This window comes from Hallella colorans (assembly GCF_003096815.1).
GTDB classification, from domain to species: domain Bacteria; phylum Bacteroidota; class Bacteroidia; order Bacteroidales; family Bacteroidaceae; genus Prevotella; species Prevotella colorans.
On sequence record NZ_QENY01000024.1, the window covers coordinates 14,677 to 38,316 of the forward strand.

The following is a 23,640-nucleotide window of genomic DNA, read 5'->3' on the forward strand; positions in this document are numbered from 1 at the left end:
ATCCAAAAACCATCTTTTACAAAATTATATATCTAAATTTACGCGGTTTTTCAGTATAAACATCATAATCAAATATGAAAACAAGACATTTAACATTGGCCACATGCCTCATGGCTGGCATCTTCTTTACGACCTCTTGCGTGGGCACATTCTCCATGTTCAACAAGTTGGCGTCATGGAACAGAAACGCCACAGACAACAAATTTCTTAACGAAATTATCTTCATCGTCATCTCTCCAGCCTATGCAATAGCTGGAATGGCAGACATGCTCATTCTCAACACCATTGAGTTTTGGACTGGGGACAATCCCATGGCCATGAAAGTGGGTACTGTCAAACAGGTGATGGGCCAAGATGGAAAATACTATGCGGTAACCTACAAAGCCGACGGCTACGACATCATGCTCCCCACCGGAGAAACTATCTCTTTCGTTTACGACAAGAAAACAGACGCTTGGTCGCAAATTCAAAAAGGCAAGAAAACCGAGATATTTCGTTTCAACAGTGATGGCACCATCCAAGCCAACCTCCCTGACGGCACAAAACTGAACGTCACACCCGACGAGGCCGGGCTGTACCAAGTGCGCATGGCCATGAATGACGGGAGGTTCTTCGCCGCAAGATAAATCTAAAAGGGCGGCATATACCATTCTACGGTACACCCAGCAAGGCTTTAAACGACCTTCATGTTGCCCAGAAACGACATTTATTGCAAAAAGACATCCCAAAACACTTTGGTTCGTATGGGATGTTTTTTACCTTTATTCCCACTTTTTACACGGTGCTCGACACGTACCAAGACACCCACCGTGCTACCACGCATCCGCGTTGAAAAGAAAAAAACTCCAACAAACATAACAAAGCACCCCCGAAACAGTTTATGAGCGAGAACAAGATGAGAAAAGAAATCAGCCTCGGGTTCGTGGCCGTATTAGTCTTTACAGGTATCATGGTTAGCTCTATGATCAGCCACTCCGCTCAAATCAGAGAGCGTGACCGCATCAACGCCATGCGCTATCAAGCTGAGTACGACTCAATTATGGCACAAGCACTCAGAGATGCCGAAGCCGAACGAGCTTTGAAAGACAGCCTTCGAGGCACCGTGACCGACACCACCGGCACCGCAATGCCCGGCGTTGTGGTAAGCGACAGCTACAGTTGCACCGTGACCGACTCTGCCGGGCACTATGCGTTGCACCGCAACCCCAAGGCCAGGTTCGTCTATTACACCGTGCCCGATTATTGCGAGGTTCCCACGCACGCCCCCAACGACCATACGGCATGTTTCTACAAGGCCATCAACGCCAACGACTCCATCTATGATTTCACGCTCACAAGGCTCAAGAACGGCAAGGAGGTTGACCATCGCATGATAATTATTGGCGACCCACAAGCCACCAATGTCATCAATCCCTACTACACAGGACCTAACGACAATTTGGTGGAGAAATCGGACGTGGCACGCTTCACCGACGAGACGATAGCCGACATCAGGCACACCATCGACTCGCTGCCGGCCGAGACACCCATTTATGGCATGTCCATGGGCGACGACGTGCAGTATTACGGCGGATACAACGACTCGCTCGAGCTACAGGTGCGCCAAGCACTCGGCTCCACCAAGATGACCGTTTTTTCTGTCATCGGCAACCACGACCAAGATGGCAAGCGTATCTATACCGAGAAATGGGAACAAAACTGGGGGCCCACCGATTATTCTTTCGACCGAGGAGACGTGCATTATGTGTGTTTCAATGATTGCAACTTCTATCATGGCGCACTCTATTACTCACCGGGCGAGCCCACCGATGAGCAGATGGAATGGATAGCCCAAGACCTTGCCTTAGCCGACACCAGCAAAAAAGTGGTGCTCTGCTACCACATTCCGCTAACGTTTGGAAACAGTCCCAGCAGCACTGCCGTGCCTTTGCAAGCCCCCACCGAGCGTGGACATTTTTACTCCTCACGCCTCAAAACGCTGCTTTCGTTGCTTGAGCGGTTCAAGGGGGGGTACGAGTTATTCTGTGGACACACGCATTTCGCGCTCAATCACGAGATCGACCTCGATGGGCATCACGTGCTTGAGCACTGCCACGCTGCCGCTTGCGGAGCCATCTGGCAATCAAATATCAATATCTGTGGCACGCCAAATGGCTATTATATCTATCAATTCAAATCGAGCAGCCTGGCAAATTGCAGGTACAAAGCCACGCTATTGTCGCCGGCATTGCAGATGACTCTCTTCAGGGCAGACGCCAATTATAACAAAGAGAGCTATGCCAAAGACTGGAAACTGCCTACAGACAGCGGCGTGGTGGTGGCCAACGTGTTCAACGCCGACTCGCGATGGAAGATTTTAGCCATCGAGAATGGCGTAGAACACCCCATGACCCGTATCAACAGCAAAGGGCAAGATGCTTTCGCCACAGGCTACCATCACCAGTACAGCCAGTCTGTCAGTTATTGGTTTGTCAGCAAGCACAATGGCTATCTCATCATGAACCACCTCTACTATTACAAGCCCAAGTCACGACGCAATGGCATTATCATCGAGGCCACCGACCCATATGGCAATGTGTACACCGCAAGAAGCGCTGACATCATCCAAGAACCGTTCTACAATTTTGCACACTATTACAAGAAAAGAAAGTAAACCCTATCCGCCCAAGACATTCACGTCGCAACCGTGCCAACAAATTTGGCGTGGCCCTCTCGTCTCAACCATGTATTCTCAACATATCCTTGCACTTACCATAGGAAAGTAGTGAGATATTAGCATATCGTGATCTTGCAAAACAATATAGAGGTTAGTGCTCAAAATCAACTTTATCAGCTTTTGAGTTGACATAATAAAAACAGCCACGACGTAAATAGTAGGGTTACAATTTGTCACGATTCACCATTACGACATATTATTAAACAATATCATTTATGTCGTTGTCAAATTGTGAATTGCAACGAAGAGGAACACGCACGGCCGAGGGAGCGTAACATGATAAATCAAGCCCCAACCGTGCGATGTACTGTGCACACGTACATATAGCGACGGTGAAACAACAAATTAAAAATATGATGAAATAATTCAACAACACCTATTGTCACACCTTATTAACGCCCAAAGCCACAAGATTCTTCTGAAAAACACGAAAAAAGATGCTTAACATAATATCTTGTAATTCAGGAAAATACAACGAGTCTTAAATTCACGAGAAACCACGCATGCTTCTATCCCTTGCCATTAAGGCTTAATCGTCGTGCAATTAAGTATTAATGAGCACATGATCAGCACGCATTGACGAACTCATTGATACCTAATTGTCACACGATTAGGCACTAATTGCCATGTCACCCACTCAACAACACAGGTTCCACAAGCAATTGACAACCAGAAATCATTTTTTTTCGAATGTTTCCACTCGCTTTGAAAAAATAATCTTTGACAAATATTTTAACAAGTCATGGAGTTCTTGGCAATTCATTAACAGCGCTTCTCATTTTTGCTATTGACATTTATGATTTGTTATTGGAAATGTATGTCTTGTCTCCCACCTGCCTTGACTTTCCAGTATAGAAGAGTGAGTTATATTTTATGATTGGTTGAATAAGGCTTTTTAAGTACCCCATTTTTCGTTATCTATCTTGCTCTCCACCTCGTTTTCTATATTGTCAGGCAGGTTGCAGAAGAAATCTATGCCCGTTCTTCGTTCCAACTCATCTATGGTGATGTATTCTGTCACGCTGTTCTCCTCGTGTGGGGACCATATGCCTATGGCCGAATAACTGTTAGAAGACTTGCTGTAATAAAGCAGCGCCATATAGAAATATTTGGGTACGATAAGTTCTGTCTTGGTATATCCTTTGATGTTTCCCGGATCAATTGTGGCCGCTTTTACAACGTATAAAGTGTCTTTGGAATCTTTTCCCTGTGGCGCCCACGTGCTCCTTACCTTGTTTTCCAAATTACCCCACACGCCTCCATTATGCGCCTGGATTTGTGGTTGCATATTAGACATGTAGAATGTCTGTGAGTTTTGTTCTTTTGAGCAAAGTCGATCTCCTGATGGACACAAGTGCCCACGGCTGTAGCCAGAGCCACTATATTCATTAGGAGAAACATTATAGACAGATGGTATCTTGGGGTCTTCTATAAAAGCATTCTGTCTTTTCACGTTTTTTAGCATGTTACCGGCATACATTTGATAGCACGACCATCTGTTAGCGCGCCGTTTGCCATCCCACTCTATCGAATAAGTGATACCATAATTGGGCGTGGAGTGAGTTACTTCAAAAGTAATGTCAGAACCTTGGTACAATTTTGGAAACTCCAATCGCCAAGCCTCTGGGTTTTTCTGTAAGTCTATTTCGTTATTTTTATTGACATTGGTGCCGTCGGGAATAATTGAGGGTTGGTTGCTCCAAAAAACGACATGGTGTATCTGGGAGTAAAGAAAATCTACCGAGCCTTCTCTCTTTGTGTATATTTTGATACCCAACGAGTCGCCACTTGGCGTGAAAATCACTCGCACACTGTCTTGCGCATCCTTGTCATAGTTGAAAGCGACACCAGTTTTTAGCGTCACGCTCTTAACCATTTTGTCAGATTGAGCAGTGGCGTTGAAAGCTATAAATATGGCGAATAAAAAAAGCAATTGTCTTTTCATGTGTTCAATATAATAATAGGTGGTATGAACAAAAACTATTTTATGTATTTTTTTCCGTTAAAGATATAAATGCCCTTCGACATTTTTGCGGGCGAAACACGTCGTCCTGTAATGTCGTATATGATGGCATGGCTCTGCTTATTGTTAACAAGTGCGCCAATCCCTGTCGTGACTTTGCTTATGGGCGAGAACTTCGCGGCAACATCTGCTGATGGGTTGCCTTGTCTCGCCGAAGCCTCATTGTACACCAAACTGAGTTCGTCGATACCATTCGTTGTGGCGTTTGCGATGCCCGAAAGGTTGTATGTGCAGCTGGCCTCCAAGGCGTCAATAGGGGTTATATTAAAGGTATTTGCGACATTTACATTCCCGGTACCATCGTTTCCTATGTTTGCGTCCTGCATTTTCACATCTTTGATAGTAACCCAATCGGCGTAATGCTTAGACCAGTCTGCGGACTTAATGACTGTTGGCTCGACGTTTAACTCGGTCACAGGTTTGGCGATGGCAAGTAGATTGGTATTGGTTTTGTCTGTTGCTACCATGACAGGCATATTGCCCACCATCATTTTTTTACCAGTTATGTAGCCCGCCACATGGTCGTTATATGCCATTGTGGGTGTCTTGTCAAACTGATAGAAGCATATGGCGCCCGTTTTGTCACGCAAATAGGCAGTGGAGCCATGTACGTATGTCACACGAGCGTTCATGTCATTGCTTAAATAGAGCGTTCCTTCCTTGCCATTAGGTAAAGCTACAAATTCCGCGATACTATTAACCTTGGCTATCTTTTCTTCTGCGGGAGGATTTATCGTACCACCGCCTTCGGTATATACTATTTGGATAGACTTGATATAGATGGCTTTTGAGGATTGTTGCTGAAAGAGAAGCGTAATCTTTCCAGAAGCGTTATCGGTGAATGATGCCGATGATGGAGAAGCCGTGAGTTTGTATGGCGTGCCAAACGTCGTGTCTCCTACTGTCACGGAGAGTGTGGCGTCGATACCTTTCGCGCCGCTTGTGTTTACTATTATCTTCGATACTGAGCCTTTAATGTCTGATGTGGAAAGCGTAATGGTCTTTGCTGGTTTATTGGCACTACCTATTTGTTGACCTTTGAGCTCTTGGTATCCCCAATAGCCGGCGCCTGTAGCGATGATTTCCCAGTTCACGTGGCTTAATTCAACCACGCCGTCGCCGTTAAGTGTCGCGGCATCGAACACATGTCTGTATTCGTTTGCCAACGCCGCCGTCGAAATGAATGCTAATAGCGATAAGATTGTTAGTCGTAAGTTTTTAATCATGTTTGTTTGTGTCGTTAAATTATTAGTGATATTACATCAAAACGGAAATTAAGTGTGCAAATATACGCATTAAATATGATTTATGTGTAGAAAAAAATGGCATTTTCGTGTATATATTTTGGTTACAATATTGTTTTGCCGTTTTCTTATCGTTAAGTAAGATAGGTTAATACGTAAGGAGAGTATGTTTCATGTACCTGATGAGTTTCAAAATTTTTCTGATTTGACAACCAACTTGTTTTTCTGAGATTTCCACTTCGTATGCTATTTATAGGCATTTCATACCGTTTAGTTTGTTCACCAAGATAATTTGTCCGCATCTTTTAGGCAGATTTTCAATGCTTTCCAGAGAGGCTGACTGCTTTGTGAATTTGTTACGGGCTTCGCTGTCTGAAATGGCGGCGTCAAAGTCTTGTAGCAGATTGCAGACAATATCTATATTTTTGCACTGCAGGCAGTCAAAAAAAACATTGACATCCATGATGCAAACGCAACCCTTTGGTGCCTGCGGAGTGGTTTGGTATAAATAGACAAAACTATCCTGAATGCCATTTCCTGCCTGCTCGACGCCGTTGTCAAGGTGGTACGTGGTACAAAGACACAGCGGATGATAATATTTTTTCAATGAGAGATCTAAATTTATGCTATTTGATTGTAAGCGTAAAATTAAGTATTTTTTTTGAATAACATTTGATGTGGCGTGTGCTAAACCTCTACATGATCTATGTTTTCCAAACAAAGCCATCTTGTCATCTCAGGGAAGCCTACAACAGCATGTTTGCTTGATACATAGGATATGGGAAGATGAACACAATGTGATAATGGTATAACAAAATCATTATGATTTTCATAAAAACATTAAACAAATCTTAGAAAAATATATTAAAAATGTTGGAAAATAAATTTAACTTTATTATCTTTGCGATATGTTCTTACTAACGATTCAAAATCCTTAAGTCATGGCAAAGTATAACATAACGGAAATAAAAGAAAAAGAGGCCTCGTATAGGACTTTGGTAAGTCCACAGATGATGGATGAACTCGAAGCGCGCATCAACGATGTTATCATTATCCAAAAAAAATATCGTGACAAGAACTATTCTGCCAAACGTCTTGCTGAGGATTTGGGTACCAACACTCGGTATATCTCGGCCGTCGTGAACGTAAGGTTCCACATGAATTATACTTCTTTGGTCAATTATTATCGCATCAGGGAGGCTATGACGCTATTGGTAGATAAGCGCTACAAGGATTTGACCATGGAAGAAATTTCCGACACCGTGGGCTTTTCCAATAGACAATCATTTTATGCTTCATTCTTCAAAAACACCGGAATGACGCCACGCGAATACAAAATGAAGCAAATGGAGTGTCACCCAGTGCTTCAAGATAAACCCAAAAAGCGTGGTCGAAAGCCAGGTTCCAAGAATAAAAACAGATAGAGCTTGGGTTAAGTGTAAATAGTAACGCAAGCATGTTAAATGTTTTTTTGTTTGAAAAAACATCACAAAACGTTTGGTGATACCAAATAAATCTGTTACCTTTGCAACCGCATTTCAAGAATGCAGTGAGGTTGACAAACCCTCCGGAATGGAAGTTTGGGTGAGTGGCTGAAACCAGCAGTTTGCTAAACTGCCGTGCGCGTTAGCGTACCGGGGGTTCGAATCCCCCAGCTTCCGCGGAGATCACAACTTCAAATGGTCGATTCATCTAATGGTTAGGATACAAGATTCTCAATCTTGGCATAGGGGTTCGATTCCCCTATCGACTACAAAATAAAATGATTAAACCTTGGATAGTTTGTCCAAGGTTTTTTTTGTGCACTGCGGTCACTTTTGTCTCGCAACCTTATAAATTCCGTCATTGGGCGAATAGATGATCTCAAAAATCTTAAACTTTTATTTTTCAAAATAGATTTTTTGCCAACATTTTGTCTAAATTTGGCCTTTATGCGCAATTTTGTCAGTGTATTTCTTTTGTTTTTATTCGATTTTTACATCTAACTTTTGTATTTTTGCACAACTATATGATATTTAGTATGTGAACAAATGAGAAGATTTTCCATATATTTGTTGATGGTTGTCACCATGTGTTTCGCTATGGAGGCAATGGCACAGTCTGGCCAATGGCGAGATATGTATAAAGCGAAAAAGAAGGATACCATCTTCGGCATTGCCAAAAAGTATAGTATATCCATACCAGAGCTGATGAATGCCAACCCTGAAATGAAAAGCGAGGGCTATGAACTAAAAAAAGGTGACATGGTGTTCATTCCATATAGCAGGCCCACGGTTCAATCCACCCCCAAAACGAATGCCTTGAAAGTGGGTGTAATGCTGCCCCTACACAATGTGGATGGTGACGGAAGGCGCATGGTGGAATATTATCGTGGCTTTCTCATGGCATGCGATGACTTGCGAGCAGCTGGTTTTTCCATTGATGTTCATGCATGGAATGTAAACATTGACGCGGACATATCCCATTTAACCAAGGAGGCTGAGGCTGCCCAATGCGATATTATTTTCGGGCCGCTCTATAGTCATCAGGTACATGGATTGGCCGAATTTTGCAAGGCGCGCAATATCAAGATGGTGATACCGTTCTCTATTAATGGCGACGATGTGGCAAGGTATCCACAGATTTTCCAAGTTTGGGAGTCGGCAGACAAACTCAATAATGGTGCGATCGATGCTTTTATGCGTCATTTTCCTAATACCAACGTTGTTTTTATAGACTGTAACGATGCTACTTCTCAAAAAGGGATTTTTACGTTTGCCCTACGCAATAGGTTGGAAAATAAAAACATACACTATAAAATTACTAACTTGAACAATAGCGAAACCATGTTTGCCAAGGCATTTAGCATGACCCAGCCCAATGTTGTCATTCTCAACACAGGGCGCTCGCCCGAGTTGAATGTGGCAATAGCCAAGTTAGAATCTCTAAAAAATGCCAATCCGAGGTTAAAGATTTCACTTTTCGGTTATACTGAATGGCTGATGTATACGGAAAACAACACAGAGCGTTTCCACCGTTTCGACACCTATATTCCCACACATTTTTACTACAATCCGTTGGATGGCAGAACACGTCGTTTAGAGCAAAACTATCGTCGATGGTTCAGGCAAGACATGCAGACAGCTTTGCCACGGTTTGCTATCATGGGCTATGATCAAGCGCAGTTCTTCTTGCGTGGCATGAAAAGATATGGTAGGAGCTTCGTGGGGAGTAAGGAGCAAAATTCTTACACAGCTTTACAAAATCCGTTAATTTTTAAACAAGTAGGGGCTGCTGGTATGCAAAATGATTTTCTCCAGCTCATACATTTTGTCCCCGGAGGCGGTATAGAATCTATCGTTTATTAACTCATGACCAAGCATCTCATCATCACACTGCTATTTTTAACGCCACTCGCTGTTTTAGCACAAGTGGGCGAGCACCGCAACACCTTTTCGGTGGGTGTGAATGGAGGCTATAACCTTTCCACCATTCGGTTCACGCCAAAAGTTGTACAGAAGATGAAAGGTGGTTTGTCTGGTGGCCTTTCAATGCGCTATACGGTTGAAAAGTATTTTGCCACCATCGCTTCTGTAGCTGTAGAGGTCAATTATGGGCAGATGGGTTGGAGCGAGGACATCCGTGACAAGAATGATCAGCCTGTTATCAACGAAACGACAGGCCAACCCGAAGAGTACAGTCGCACCATTAATTATGTGCAAGTTCCTTTCTTGGCGCATTTGGCATGGGGCAGAGAAGAACGTGGTTTCAATTTCTTTTTGAATGCCGGACCACAGTTCGGATGGTATCTGAACGAGAGCACTAAGAGCAATTTTGAATGGGCAACTCGCAACATGGCCGATAGAGCTAATACCATCGTGGCGCAAGACACCATGGCTGTGGAGAACAAATTTGACTATGGCATTACTGCTGGCTTGGGTTTGGAATACAGCCATCCGCGCATAGGACACTTCTTACTTGAAGCGCGTTATTACTATGGATTGGCAAATATTTATGGCGATTCCAAGCGCGACTATTTCGGGTCGAGCAATTTTGGGACAATCATGCTCAAGTTATCCTATCTCTTTGATATTACTCGATACAGGGGCACTCATAGCAATCAGTTATCCCGGCACTAACCATTGAATGATATATTAAGATTATAAACCTTTAAAATTAAATCAAGTATGTTTGAAAATCAACCCAAGGGCCTTTTTGCCTTGGCCCTCGCCAACACTGGCGAGCGATTTGGTTATTACACCATGATCGCCATTTTTACGCTTTTCTTACAGGCGAAGTTTGGTTTCGATGAGGGGCAAGCCTCCGGCATCTATTCCGCATTCCTCGCCGGCATCTACTTCCTTCCACTTATCGGTGGTATCTTGGCAGACAAGTTTGGTTACGGCAAGATGGTCGTTACAGGCTTAGCCGTTATGTTTATAGGCTACTTGCTGTTGGCCATACCTGCCAATGATAATGTGGCTTATTGGAGCATGATAGGTGCATTGGCACTTATTTCTTTAGGCACCGGCTTGTTCAAAGGTAACTTACAAGTGATGGTGGGTAACCTGTATGATGATAAGCGTTATGCGAGCAAGCGCGATACAGCTTTCTCGTTATTCTATATGGCTATCAATATCGGTGCCATGTTTGCTCCGACCGCTGCCACGGCCATGACCAATTGGATGATGGGGCGCGATGGTTTTGTCTATGATGGCCGCATACCGTCCATCGCACACCAAATCATTGATGGTACAGCTTCGCAGGCCAACACAGATTTGGTACAGGGACTCATCAAAAGCGGGGCCATCGCCACTAACTATACAGGCGATTTGGTAACCTTCGCACACCAGTACATAGAAAGTTTGTCAAGGTCATACAACTATGGATTTGGCATTGCCTGCTTGTCGCTCATACTTTCTGCTGTAATCTATTTCTCATGCCGCCGCCTTTTCAAACATGTTGAGGGCAACTCCAAGCAGATGGTAGAAGATGCCAAGGCTGCTAATAATGCCAACGTGATAGAGGAAGAATTAACTCCGCAAGAGACTCGTCAGCGCGTAACGGCCCTTATATTGGTATTTATTGTGGTTATATTCTTCTGGATGGCATTCCACCAAAACGGTTTGACGCTCACCTATTTTGCACGCGATTATACCGCAAGCACTGTGACAGGTGCTACCCGAATGGGCTTCAATGTATGGATATTGGCATTTTTTGCTATTCTTATTTACTCACTATTCTCGTTTTTCCAGTCAAAGACGAGCAAGAGCAAGACTATCGCTGGTGTTGTAGCTGCACTGAGTTTGGTGGGTGCTGGCAGCATCTATTTTGAATTACCCGATAGTTTCACCATCCTACCTCAACAGTTCCAGCAGTTCAATCCTTTCTTCGTGGTAGCGCTTACACCTTTCTCTCTGCTGTTGTTCTCAGCCTTGGGTCGTAGTGGTAAAGAGCCAACAGCCCCTCGCAAGATCGCATACGGCATGCTGATAGCCGCTTTGGCTTACTGTTTGCTCTCTGTTGGCAGTATGGGCATGCCTACACCCGCCGCACTGAGTGCAGATGCCAACTTGCTTACTAATCCCGCATCGCCCAACCTGCTCATAGGTACCTACCTTGTGCTCACGTTTGCTGAACTTCTGCTTAGCCCCATGGGCATCTCGTTTGTCAGCAAGGTGGCTCCTCCAAAACTCAAGGGAGCTATGATGGGCGGATGGTTTGCTGCCACAGCCATTGGCAATTATGCGGTGCAAATCACAGGTCGTCTCTGGGGAGATCTGCCGCTTACGGCCATCTGGGGCATTCTCATTGGCCTTTGCTTGCTTGCCGCAGTTTTCATGTTCTCTATGATGAAGAGGCTCGAGAAAGTTTGCTAAGCACATGCCATGATCTTTTTCATGGATGCAACCTACTTTTTTCATCCCATGTCCAATCACCTATTTGGGCATGGGATGATAAATTAGATATTCAAAAATATTGCTGTCCGGTAAAACTTAAAAGGACATAATGATCTTGCTCGAAGCCCTTTATAATCGGAATTCGAGCTTTCTTTTTCAAAAAGTAAGCCCCCCCCTAATCAAACAAGGGTAGTTGCGGTGGTGCTTTTTGTTGCTCTTTGGCAAGGATATTTTGCCCGGATTTTCCAAAAATCTGATAATATTAATGTAAGACATTAATGTAAGACACACCATAGTTATGACATGTGAGAATGCACGATTTCTTTTGATGCTTCTTGCGAGGACGGTGATGAGCAAATTGGCAATTGTCAAAGTTATTGGTCTGTTAAACTACCGGTTTCTTGTCTTCGTAAAAGATTTCCACCCGCCATGCCTCATGGGTAAGTTCTTCTCCGGTAAAGTGCACTTTCTGGTCGATGTGTATTACAAGTCCTTTATTATTGATGTATGTTATCGATTTAAGTACCTCATACTTGAGCTTCTTCTTCATTTTGGTAACATAGCACACATCCTCCTCTGCAAGTCATTGAAACTGTACAATGTCTATGTATGCCCTGTCTATTGTCAAAGTGGCATCTTTGGGCAGTTGCGCCTCTTTAAGTAGGTAATGGTCATATTTGCCAGCAGATGTGAACTGAACTACCATCGGCCCCCAAACATGATATTTCATCAAGGTATGCACCTTCTTTCCACCTTTATTCTTGCCGTATTTAGAGTGTCTGCCTATGTCTTTAAGAATGTTATCAAAGGGGGAGATCATGGTTGAGTCTATCACATAAAGCAGCTTTTCCCAGTCTTTGGGCTCATGTGTCTGTCACTTATAACTCTTGTAAGGCTGACTGTCCGCTAAAAACTTGGCATACTTCTCCAAAAGATAGAAATAGGCTCCTGCAAAGAACGCTTAGGGACGGAGGATGTTTGCCTCCGCAAGCGTACGTCGTCTGACGATACTATATATTCCAATCCGAAGTGGCAGAGTTAGTGCGCTTCCGCTTTCATGCCTATCTCGTGCTCACGAAGGGGATCAAAGTGTTTCAAGACTCCATCAGCATTGCTACAAAATGCGTATAGCCGTCAAAACACTTCACATAAAACTCACTTCCTTGTATTTCACAATTAATTTAAAGAATTTAATATTTATCAACCAACTTTAAGACCTGACTATAGACCAATTGTCCGGAAAAATGACTAACTTTGTTCACGGTTATAATTTTTTTTATAAAATCAAAGATAACTAAAAGGGCTGATACCTCGTGAGAAGTGTCAGCCCTAATTTTAGAAAATAATAAAAGTTTTACCGGACTGCAATATTTTTTTATTGAAAAAAAATCTCTGATTGTACCCATGATGAGGCATTCGGGGGTATGCAAAGGCACAAAAAATATATCACACTGACAAACAACCAGCTATGGCTTTTATAGGATATCCACAGTTAACGTTGTTTTCATTACTGCACACAAACTGCCTATTGGACGATTAATGGCAAAGGACACCACTAATTCTTCTAACCCACATAGGCATCAAGTACTTTTGTAAAGCCATCCTTATTATCAGGAATAATTTCGTAATTTGCCACAGTGGCAGGTATAAATGCGCTATAGCCTTCTTTTAATTGTACCGCCTCCGTTGCACCATGAACCACAATACGGCAATCGCCTTTGAGACACATCACGATGACAAAGCTATCTTCTTCCAACAAATTGAAATGATAGGGCGAAGTCATTTCTGTTATTCTCACTGTAAAAAAAGTATTATCCACCAGAACATTGGGACGCTCTGGCTCATAGCTGTACTGTGTACGATAATCGTCTTCGACCCTAAAATCCAAAGCCTCGGCTGCCAGCTCTGTATGCAACTCGCGAGGTTTGCCATCAATGCCCAGTCGGTTATAATCAAAGATACGATAAGTAACGTCGCTACTTTGCTGTATCTCAGCCAGCAATATGCCACCACATATGGCATGCACTCGGCCTGCGGGCAGATAAAACACGTCGCCAGCTTTCACTTCGTGCTTGGCCAACGTATCAACAATAGTACCATCGGCAACTCTCCTGCGATACGCGTTGATCACCGTTTCACGATTATTACTCACATCTCCATTGCCATTTGACACCAATGATTTAGCAAATCCGGCATAGAGAAAAGCACCCGGGGCCGCATCCAAGACATACCACATCTCACTCTTGCCTCTTTTATGGTGTAATCTTTGCGCCATTTCGTCATTAGGATGCACTTGAATAGACAGGTCACGGCGAGCGTCGATAAATTTCACCAACAAAGGCAATTGGTTGTGATACTGCCGTGCCACATGAGAACCGAGAATTTCTTCAGGATTTGAGTCTATAAAAGCGACTAAATCCTTTCCCCGATATTCGCCATTTGAAATAATGTTAACACTTGATGGAACGGCACTAACCTCCCATGACTCACCTATGGGTTTTTCGTTCGCGGGAAGGCCTTTCCACTTAGTAATCGTGTCACCACCCCATATCACAGTATGGAGATTTGGCTCAAAAAGCAATGGATAATATTTTGAAAACATTTTAAACCTATTCCTTTGAATATTCTTTTATCAATTGCTCGTTATGCAACGAGCAAACCAACAGCCTGCCATTACGCAGAGCCACGATGTAATCGGTCAAACCTTGCACCACAACTTGTTGAGCGTCTTGTGCATGAACCACACAGTTTTTGCTATCATACAACCGCACTTTGTCACCAACATGCGCATTGCCCTCATCATCCTTATCAAGTAAAGTGTGCAAAGAGCCCCAACTGCCAAGGTCACTCCATCCAAAATTGGCAGGCAGAGTGTAGATACGGTCCGATTTCTCCATCACGGCATAATCTATACTTATCTTTTCGCATGTAGGAAAAATGCGAGCCAATGTGGCTTGTTCTCGTTCTGTATAGAAATCTTTAGCCATATCCTTCATTTTCTCGGCCAAACTTGGGCAAAACTTATTGATAGCCGCTGTAATGGTTTTAACATTCCACACGAAGATGCCAGCGTTCCAAAAATAGTTTCCATCAGCCAAATATTTTTTTGCTGTTTCGAGGTTAGGCTTCTCCTTAAACGCCTCTACCTTGTATATTTCGCTATCCTCCAATTGGTGGGCAGCGGCAATATATCCATACCCTGTTTCAGGACGAGTAGGCTGTATGCCAACAGTCATAATGTTATCACTGTCAGCCGTAAACCGCAAAGCTACCTTGATAACACGACGGTATTCTGCTATATCTATAACCAATGCGTCCGATGGCGTAACCACAATATTGGCGTCAGGAAACTTGGTTTTTATTTTCCAACAAGCGTATGCGATACATGGAGCTGTGTTGCGAGCAACAGGTTCGGCCAATATATTTTGATCAGGAATATCAGGAAGCTGGTCTTTGACAATATTGACATAATCGTGTCCTGTCACTATCCAAAAATTATTCATAGGCGCAAGAGGTGCCAATCGCTCAACAGTGAGTTGGATTAACGATTTGCCTACGCCCATCACATCAATAAATTGCTTGGGATATTGTGGCGTACTCATAGGCCAAAACCGGCTTCCTATGCCTCCCGCCATGATTACCACATGATTGTTGTTTGCCATAATAGAATATTGTTACGTTATCTTAGCGATTTTTATACATGTCGTCATAATACTTGAGATAGTCGCCAGATGTCACATTATCCAACCACTCTTGATTGTCAAGATACCATTTCACGGTACGCTCTATACCCTCCTCGAATTGCAAACTCGGCTCCCATCCTAATTCGCGCTGCAATTTACGACTATCTATGGCATAGCGAGCGTCGTGTCCTGGCCTATCAGTGACATATGTAATCAAATCGTCGTCCGCACCCTCAGGGCGGCCCAACAACCGATCAGCAGTCTTGATGATCAGCTTGATAATATCTATATTTTTCCATTCATTAAAGCCGCCTATGTTGTAAGTCTCCGCGTCAGCTCCTTTGTGAAATATCAAGTCGATAGCTCTCGCATGGTCTTCTACGTATAACCAATCCCTCACATTCTCGCCTTTACCATAAACAGGCAATGGTTTGCGATGGCGAATATTGTTGATAAACAGGGGTATCAACTTTTCCGGAAACTGGTATGGCCCGTAATTATTAGAACAATTGGTCACGACAACAGGCATTCCGTAGGTGTCATGAAAAGCTCGTACAAAATGATCGCTACTGGCCTTCGACGCAGAATAAGGGCTGTGTGGTTGGTATTTTTTATCCTCTGTGAAGAAGTCCGAGCCGTATGCGTGATGATGTCCCGATGATGCCTTGGTAGTGAAAGGAGACTCAATGCCCTCTGGGTTGGTTAGCCTCAGTGCACCATAAACTTCATCTGTAGATATGTGATAGAAGCGTTTTCCATCATAGCCCTCGGGCAAACTTTCCCAATAAAGCCTCGCTGCCTGTAACAAAGTTAGCGTACCCATCACATTGGTCTGTGCGAATGAGAATGGGTCTTTAATACTTCTGTCCACATGACTTTCAGCAGCCAAGTGAATTATGCCATCCACTTGGTAACGTGTCATCAGCTCGCACATTTTGTCAAAATCACAGATATCAGCTTTTACAAAAGTGTAATTCGGTTTATCCTCTATGTCTTTTAGCGTCGCTAAATTGCCTGCATAAGTCAACTTATCCACATTGATGATATGATAATCTGGATACTTGTTTGTCAAAAGTCTGACCACATGGCTCCCTATGAAGCCTGCGCCACCTGTCACGATAATATGTCTTGCGTTATTCATAATATGATGTTTTTTGCAAAGATAAAAAAATTAAATAATAACGTCGTATAATTCGTACTCTATTTTTTAAATTATGGTATGGCAAAAATCGTTTGAGAACCATCCGTAGCGTATGACTCTGAGTTCATTTATTCTGACATTTACTTGCTTATTACCGTTTTTTTGTGTAAATTTGTACTATTAACATCAAAAAAATACAACAATGGAAATAGGAGACAAACTGCCTGAGGTATTAGGCAAAGACCAAGATGGACAACTAATTAAACTGAGTGACTTCAAAGGCAAGAAGTTGGTGCTGTACACATATCCCAAGGATATGACATCTGGATGCACCAATGAGGCATGTAATTTACGTGATAACTACCAGCGATTTCTTGATAAAGACTATGCCGTGGTAGGCGTAAGTATCCAAGATGAGAAGTCGCACAAGAAATTCATCGACAAACATCAACTACCATTTCCACTCATAGCCGACACCGATAAAAAATTAGTGGAAGAATTAGGTGTTTATGGCGAGAAGAAAATGTACGGCCGAACCTATATGGGAACATTCCGGACCACATTCGTCACAGATGAAAACGGTGTCATAGAAAAGATCTTCACACCCAAGCAGATCAAAGTGAAGGAGCACGCAGAGCAAATATTAGGCGAATAGTGGACGACAAGATCATCTAATGCCGCCCTTTGAAACGAAAAAATATTTTTTGCTTATTTAAAATTTTTCGGTTGTCATGCCACCTTAAACAATAAGGCAATATTATCTTCCTTAATAGGCTGGGGCTAAAAATTACCCCTGCATAAAGTATAAAAAAAAGACATGATTAACATCCTGTCACATTCTGTTTCTTTCCAATTCAGAAATAAACTCAAAACCGACACGTCTATTTTTTAGAACCAGCCTATTATCATCGTCAAAAACTTCTCTATTACTTACGTAAGTTACGAAAACAGGATACTAATCGTTTCTTAGTTCATGCCATGTATATACCATTTTGTTAGGAACGAGATAAATAATTTATAGTTTTTTGTTTACGCATGCTGTCAGTTTGTCAACATTTCCGTTGCACATCACAATTATTATTATTATTTTTGCATCCAAGTTTTGCTTCGGCCCTGTTTGTCTCAGGGGTGGCATCACATTACTAAAGTTTTGATAAACCAATGAAAGTATTGAAGTTTGGCGGAACATCAGTAGGTTCCGTGGAGAGTATTCACAGTTTAAAACGCATTGTAGAGAAAGAGGCGCGACACCAACCTGTTATCGTCGTTGTAAGCGCACTCGGCGGAATAACCGATAAACTCATATCCACCTCTCAACTGGCTGTTGAGGGTGATGAAAACTGGAAAAAAGAGTACGAGCAAATGGTGGAGCGCCATCATAAAATTATCGATACTATCATCACCAACACCAAAGATCGCGAGCTATTATTTAATAAGGTAGACACATTGTTTACTGAGCTCCACTCCATCTATTACGGAGTATATCTCATACACGACCTTAGCAAGAAAACCTTAGATACCATCGTGAGTTATGGAGAGCGCTTAAGCTCAAACATAGTGAGCACATTTGTTCGGGGCTCAAAACTCTATGATGCGCGCGAATTTATCAAGACAGAGGTCTTAAATGGTAAAAACACACTTGACAGTGAGCTGACAACCAAATTAGTTATAGACTCTTTTAAAGAGTTGCCACGTATTGCTCTTGTGCCGGGTTTTATCGCCACAGATAAAAATTCGGGCGACACCACCAATCTTGGGCGTGGAGGTTCTGATTACACGGCATCTATTATTGCCGCCACATTAGATGCAGAAACTTTAGAAATATGGACAGATGTAGACGGTTTTATGACTGCCGACCCCAAGGTTATACGGTCAGCTTATACTATTGACGAACTGAGTTATCTGGAAGCTATGGAGCTTTGCAACTTCGGCGCAAAGGTTATCTATCCTCCTACGATATATCCTGTATGTATTAAAAACATTCCGATACATGTCAAGAACACTTTTAATCCTGAAAACAGGGGTACGGTTATTAAGAGCAAAATAGAGAATAACAGCAAGGCTATCCGTGGAATTTCAAGTATTAAGGGTACTACACTTATCACCGTGTCCGGTCTGTCGATGGTGGGTGTGATAGGTGTGAACAGACGAATATTCACCGCACTCGCCGACAAAGGCATTAGCGTGTTTCTCGTCGCGCAAGCATCATCAGAAAACTCCACATCCATAGGCGTGCGAGACGAGGATGCGGCAGCGGCCGTAAAAGTACTCAATAAAGAGTTTAAGGCCGAGATTGACGATGGTGCGATGGTGCCAATGCAAGCGGAAAGCAATTTGGCCACCATTGCCATAGTGGGCGAGAACATGAAGCACACGCCCGGAATAGCTGGAAAACTATTTGGAACATTAGGCCGAAGCGGCATTTCCGTCTTAGCTTTTGCGCAAGGTGCCTCAGAAACCAACATTTCATTTGTGGTTGACACGAAGTATCTACGCAAATCACTCAATGTTATTCACGACTCCTTTTTCCTGTCAGAGTATAACGTTCTCAACCTTTTCATCTGTGGTGTAGGTACTGTTGGTGGCAAACTTATTGAGCAAATCCGTACTCAATACGAGGAGTTGAAAGAACATTCCAAACTGAAACTCAATGTGGTGGGTATCGCAAGTTCCAAAAATGCTATATTCGACCGTGAGGGTTTAGACCTTAACAACTATCGCGAATTACTGAAAGCGTCTGTGCCAAGTACCCCGGAGAAGTTGCGCGAGCATATTCTCGATATGAATATCTTTAACTCCGTGTTCGTGGATTGCACCGCATCCAAAGACATCGCGACACTGTATCAATCTTTTTTAAGCCATAATATCAGTGTGGTGACAGCCAACAAGATAGCTGCCAGTTCCAAATACGAGAATTATAGACTTTTGAAAGACACTGCCTTGGAACGTGGAGTAAAATTCCTTTATGAAACAAATGTGGGCGCTGGCCTGCCCATTATCGGGACTATTAACGACTTGAGAAACTCCGGTGACCGCATCTTGAAGATCGAGGCGGTGCTTAGTGGCACGCTCAACTTTATATTCAACGAGTTGTCAGCAACCGTACCGTTCTCTGAAACCGTGAAGAGAGCAAGGCAGCAAGGCTATGCCGAGCCAGACCCAAGAATAGATCTGAGCGGCATAGACGTTATAAGAAAATTGGTGATTTTGACTCGCGAGGCAGGTTATCAAGTGGAACAGACCGACGTGAAAAAATCGCTATTTGTACCCGACGAATATTTTGAGGGCTCGGTGGAAGATTTTTGGCAAAGGCTGCCACAGCTTGACGCAGATTTTGAAAAGAAGCGCAGCAAACTCGAGGCTGAGCACAAACGCTGGCGATTTGTGGCCACAATGGAGGGGGGCGAAACGCGAGTCGCTTTGCAAGCAGTGGACCGTAACCACCCTTTCTATCGTTTGGAAGGAAGCAATAATATCGTCATGCTCACCACTGAACGATATAAAGAATATCCCATGCAAATCCAAGGCTATGGCGCCGGAGCGAGCGTTACAGCGGCTGGCGTATTCGCCAATATCATGAGCATTGCCAACGTGTAAGCCCTATATGCCTTTTTATGTGTCCTATCCGAAAGAAAATGTAAATAGAATTGTGACAAAACGATTCTTCTCTTTTGCAGAAAGTGATATGGTCATATAAATAAACTCAAGGTCGTCATGTGCGAATAACTTAAAAAAAGGATATTTTTTTGGTGCAAATGACAAGCAAATCTTGATGATAGCATAATGGCGATATATCTTTCACTATGCAACTTCAGAACAAATAAGAAACGAATAGACTGGCGTAGAGAAGTACCCACAACTATCAATATGCCACATTATAATGCGTCCAATATATTGAACGCATTATTTTTTTTCCAAAAAAGATTAGAATATTGACATTTTTTTATGATTAATATCTATTTATCTCAAAACTTTTTCTTAAGTTTGCAGACATAGAAAAATCACAGAGCATTGCACATCATTATCCTCATGTCAGAGGTTTAGACGGGCAACAATCTTAAATCTGATACGAATTTGCATTGGCATAATATTGACACTGCATTTAAAATTGAGAAAACAAAAACCATAATACTACAATAACCTTGAATAAAAAAACCTGTCTTTATGAGCGTCACGCCGATATGGGTGCACTCATCCAATCTTTTGGGGGCTTCGACATGCCCATCCAGTATTCATCCATCATAGAAGAGCACAACGCTGTACGCCAGCATTGTGGTGTCTTTGACGTTTCCCACATGGGCGAACTCTTTATAAAAGGTAAAGATGCTGAGCGTTTTGTCAACCACATCTATACCAATGACGTGTCCAACGCACCCATCTACCAAATTTTTTACGGCATGATGCTTTATCCCAATGGTGGCACCGTGGACGATGTTTTGGTATACAAACTGGGCAAAGAAGAGTTTCTCATCGTTATGAATGCAGCCAACATTGACAAGGATGTGGAATGGGTTACCAAGAACGCAAATGGTTTCGACGTACAAATTGACAACGCGTCTGACCGTTACGGGCAATTGGCCGTACAAGGCCCTGAGGCTGAACAAGTGATGAAAGAGGTACTTGGGATAGATTGCCAAGACCTGAAATTCTATACCGCAAAGACCATTGATGACAATGATGGCGAGGTTATTGTCAGCCGAACGGGTTACACCGGCGAGGATGGATTTGAAATTTACGGCTCGCACAAGTTCATCGTCGACCAATGGGACAAGCTCATGGCAAGCAAACGCTGTGTGCCATGTGGATTAGGATGTCGTGACACCTTACGCTTTGAGGTTGGATTGCCACTTTATGGCAACGAGCTTTCAGACACCATCACACCGGTGATGGCTGGCTTAAGCATGTTCTGCAAGTTTGACAAACCTGAGTTTATCGGCAAGGAAGCGTTACTTCAGCAGAAAGCAGAAGGCCCCGCCAAACGCCAACGCGGCATCGAATTGGAAGGGCACGCTATTCCACGTCATGGCTACAAAGTGTTCAAAGGCGACCGTGAAGTGGGCGAAGTAACCACCGGCTATCGGCTCATCTCCACAGACAAGAGCTGCGCGGTGGCCATGGTTGATCCTGAATTCAAACTTGGCGACACCTTGGAGATACAGATTAGAAAGAAAAAGGTGCCTGGAACGATTGTTAAAAAGAAATTCTACGAGAAGCATTACAAAAAATAAAACAACCTAAAAATATTATTTTATGACTTATTTCTGTGAATCACATGAATATGTTCGCGTAGAGGGCGAATTTGGTTACATCGGCATTACAGACTATGCCCAGAAAGCATTAGGTAACATTGTCTACGTGGATATGCCCGACGTGGACGACGAACTTTCGGCTGGAGACGACTTTGGAGCCGTTGAGAGCGTAAAGGCTGCCAGCGATTTGACCGCTCCGGTAAGCGGTGTCGTTGTTGAGGTGAACGAGGCTTTGGAAGACGAGCCGGCACTCATCAACAAAGATGCCAACGCTAACTGGATCATCAAAGTTAAACTCACCGACCCCTCAGAACTTGAAAACCTGATGAGCGAAGAGGATTATCTCGCATCTGTTCAATAAGCCAGACTTAACAACTATATGTTCAAATATTTTCCACATACTCCCGATGACATTCAGCACATGCTCGATGTCATCGGGAAAAAGTCTTTGGACGATTTGTACGCAGACGTACCAAAAGACGTGCGCATTAAGGGAGACTACGACATCCCAAGCGCCAAGAGTGAGATTGAGATACGTAAATTTTTCCAAAAATTAGGCGAAAAGAACCAGCAAACCATTTGCTTTGCTGGTGCGGGAGCATACGACCATTATGTGCCAGCGGTAATACCACAAATCACCTCGCGCTCAGAGTATCTCACAAGTTATACGCCATATCAGGCTGAAGTGTCACAAGGTACACTCCATTACATCTTCGAATACCAGACCATGATGGCCCGTCTCACGGGCATGGAGGTTTCAAACGCTTCCATGTACGATGGTTCCACCGCCACGGCGGAAGCCGCGATGATGGCGTGCGCCTCCGTGAGGAAATCCAACAGAGTGCTCATATCAGAGACTGTAGATCCCAAAGTGGTTGAGGTGGTGAAGACCTACGCCCATTTCCAAGGCATTGACATCGAGATGATACCACAGAAAAACGGCGTAACCGACTTCGGCGCACTCCCAGACGCTTTGGCAAAGGGTGGCGTGGCCGGTGTCATCGCACAGCAACCCAACTATTATGGTAACATCGAAGACTTCTCGGGCATAGCCGACACATGCCATGCCAAGAAAGCGTTGCTTATCATCAACAGCGTCGCCGCCGACCTTGCCTTGCTCAAATCGCCGGGCGAATGGGGAGCCGACATTGCCGTTGGAGAGGCTCAGAGCTTAGGCATACCTATGGCATGGGGCGGTCCATACCTTGGATATATGTGCACCACGCAAAAACACATGCGCAAAATGCCGGGACGTATCGTAGGCCAAACCGTCGACCAAGATGGGCGCAGGGTCTTCGTGCTAACCCTTCAGGCACGCGAACAACACATTCGTCGTGAGAAAGCCACGTCCAACATTTGCTCCAACCAAGGATTGATGACGCTTTGGGTTACGCTCTATATGTCTCTGCTGGGCAAGAAGGGACTGCAAGAGGTGACACAAAGAGGATGTGACGGAGCGCATTATCTGCACGACGCACTCGTGGCCACGGGGCATTTCAAAGACGCATTTCCCGGGCAAGAGTTTCTCAATGAGTTCTGTGTCAAGTACGATGGAGATCTCGATGCCTTGCAACAATTATGGCTCGAAAACGGATTTTTCGGTGGCATCAAGGTTTCTGACGACACACTGATGCTCGCCGTGACGGAGCAACGAACCAAGGACGAGATAGACACATTGGTGAGTTTGATTAAATAAGGAGGAGCA

The 23,640-nt window shown here is 43.6% G+C and carries 19 protein-coding genes and 2 tRNA genes; 13 read left to right on the plus strand and 8 right to left on the minus strand.

The annotated features are described in order from the left end of the window. Window positions 1-74: 74 nt before the first annotated feature. Entirely contained in the window at window positions 75-626 is a 552-nt protein-coding gene (locus C7379_RS10750; RefSeq protein ID WP_116617313.1) for a DUF3332 domain-containing protein, read from the plus strand. Between the two features lie 269 nt (window positions 627-895). Continuing rightward, window positions 896-2,653 (plus strand): calcineurin-like phosphoesterase C-terminal domain-containing protein, encoded by a 1,758-nt coding sequence (locus tag C7379_RS10755; RefSeq protein WP_207773426.1) that lies wholly within the window; start codon window positions 896-898, stop codon window positions 2,651-2,653. 958 nt (window positions 2,654-3,611) lie between these two features. Here the strand turns inward: C7379_RS10755 and C7379_RS10760 are convergent. The 3 genes from C7379_RS10760 to C7379_RS12615 all read right to left on the minus strand — a co-directional run bounded on the left by C7379_RS10760 (window position 3,612) and on the right by C7379_RS12615 (window position 6,590). Next, a complete protein-coding gene (locus C7379_RS10760; RefSeq protein WP_116617315.1) occupies window positions 3,612-4,661 on the minus strand; it encodes a DNA/RNA non-specific endonuclease in 1,050 nt (349 codons plus the stop codon). Between the two features lie 35 nt (window positions 4,662-4,696). Beyond that, window positions 4,697-5,965, minus strand: a complete 1,269-nt coding sequence (locus tag C7379_RS10765; protein ID WP_133241894.1) for a hypothetical protein — start codon at window positions 5,963-5,965, stop codon at window positions 4,697-4,699. 268 nt (window positions 5,966-6,233) lie between these two features. Then, a complete protein-coding gene (locus C7379_RS12615) occupies window positions 6,234-6,590 on the minus strand; it encodes a hypothetical protein (protein WP_133241895.1) in 357 nt (118 codons plus the stop codon). 334 nt (window positions 6,591-6,924) lie between these two features. Between C7379_RS12615 and C7379_RS10775 the strand changes: the two genes are divergently transcribed. From C7379_RS10775 to C7379_RS10800, 6 genes are all read left to right on the plus strand, one after another. Next, window positions 6,925-7,407: a helix-turn-helix domain-containing protein gene (locus C7379_RS10775; RefSeq protein ID WP_116617318.1), complete on the plus strand. Its 483-nt coding sequence runs from the start codon at window positions 6,925-6,927 to the stop codon at window positions 7,405-7,407. A 150-nt stretch (window positions 7,408-7,557) separates the two neighbouring features. Continuing rightward, window positions 7,558-7,644, plus strand: a tRNA-Ser gene (locus C7379_RS10780). 20 nt (window positions 7,645-7,664) lie between these two features. Next, window positions 7,665-7,736: transfer RNA gene (locus tag C7379_RS10785), tRNA-Glu, on the plus strand. 277 nt (window positions 7,737-8,013) lie between these two features. Continuing rightward, window positions 8,014-9,330 carry an amino acid ABC transporter substrate-binding protein gene (locus C7379_RS10790; protein WP_116617319.1) on the plus strand — a complete coding sequence of 439 codons (1,317 nt, stop codon included), beginning with the start codon at window positions 8,014-8,016 and terminating at the stop codon, window positions 9,328-9,330. 3 nt (window positions 9,331-9,333) lie between these two features. Then, entirely contained in the window at window positions 9,334-10,101 is a 768-nt protein-coding gene (locus tag C7379_RS10795) for a porin family protein (protein WP_116617320.1), read from the plus strand. Window positions 10,102-10,149: 48 nt separating this feature from the next. Continuing rightward, window positions 10,150-11,841 (plus strand): peptide MFS transporter, encoded by a 1,692-nt coding sequence (locus C7379_RS10800; RefSeq protein ID WP_116617321.1) that lies wholly within the window; start codon window positions 10,150-10,152, stop codon window positions 11,839-11,841. Between the two features lie 406 nt (window positions 11,842-12,247). On the opposite strand, the gene C7379_RS13030 is transcribed toward C7379_RS10800, so the two are convergent. The 5 genes from C7379_RS13030 to C7379_RS10825 form a co-directional block, all read right to left on the minus strand. After that, window positions 12,248-12,412: a hypothetical protein gene (locus tag C7379_RS13030; RefSeq protein WP_243406785.1), complete on the minus strand. Its 165-nt coding sequence runs from the start codon at window positions 12,410-12,412 to the stop codon at window positions 12,248-12,250. 33 nt (window positions 12,413-12,445) lie between these two features. After that, window positions 12,446-12,697, minus strand: coding sequence for a hypothetical protein (locus C7379_RS13035; RefSeq protein ID WP_243406786.1), 252 nt, complete (start codon window positions 12,695-12,697; stop codon window positions 12,446-12,448). A 729-nt stretch (window positions 12,698-13,426) separates the two neighbouring features. Next, entirely contained in the window at window positions 13,427-14,464 is a 1,038-nt protein-coding gene (locus tag C7379_RS10815; RefSeq protein ID WP_116617322.1) for a type I phosphomannose isomerase catalytic subunit, read from the minus strand. A 7-nt stretch (window positions 14,465-14,471) separates the two neighbouring features. Beyond that, window positions 14,472-15,524, minus strand: a complete 1,053-nt coding sequence (locus C7379_RS10820; RefSeq protein ID WP_243406787.1) for a mannose-1-phosphate guanylyltransferase — start codon at window positions 15,522-15,524, stop codon at window positions 14,472-14,474. 22 nt (window positions 15,525-15,546) lie between these two features. Next, a complete protein-coding gene (locus C7379_RS10825; protein ID WP_116617323.1) occupies window positions 15,547-16,686 on the minus strand; it encodes a dTDP-glucose 4,6-dehydratase in 1,140 nt (379 codons plus the stop codon). Window positions 16,687-16,888: 202 nt separating this feature from the next. Here C7379_RS10825 and bcp point away from each other — a divergent pair, with 202 nt between their 5' ends. The 5 genes from bcp to gcvPA all read left to right on the plus strand — a co-directional run bounded on the left by bcp (window position 16,889) and on the right by gcvPA (window position 23,631). Further along, a complete protein-coding gene (gene bcp, locus C7379_RS10830; protein WP_116617324.1) occupies window positions 16,889-17,341 on the plus strand; it encodes a thioredoxin-dependent thiol peroxidase in 453 nt (150 codons plus the stop codon). A gap of 506 nt (window positions 17,342-17,847) precedes the next feature. Next, entirely contained in the window at window positions 17,848-20,283 is a 2,436-nt protein-coding gene (thrA, locus tag C7379_RS10835; protein WP_116617325.1) for a bifunctional aspartate kinase/homoserine dehydrogenase I, read from the plus strand. Window positions 20,284-20,828: 545 nt separating this feature from the next. Continuing rightward, on the plus strand, window positions 20,829-21,914 hold the full coding sequence (gene gcvT / locus C7379_RS10840) for a glycine cleavage system aminomethyltransferase GcvT (RefSeq protein WP_116617326.1): 1,086 nt from the start codon (window positions 20,829-20,831) through the stop codon (window positions 21,912-21,914). 22 nt (window positions 21,915-21,936) lie between these two features. Further along, window positions 21,937-22,296, plus strand: coding sequence for a glycine cleavage system protein GcvH (gene gcvH, locus C7379_RS10845; RefSeq protein WP_036892811.1), 360 nt, complete (start codon window positions 21,937-21,939; stop codon window positions 22,294-22,296). 18 nt (window positions 22,297-22,314) lie between these two features. After that, window positions 22,315-23,631: an aminomethyl-transferring glycine dehydrogenase subunit GcvPA gene (gene gcvPA, locus C7379_RS10850; RefSeq protein ID WP_116617327.1), complete on the plus strand. Its 1,317-nt coding sequence runs from the start codon at window positions 22,315-22,317 to the stop codon at window positions 23,629-23,631. Window positions 23,632-23,640: the final 9 nt, after the last annotated feature.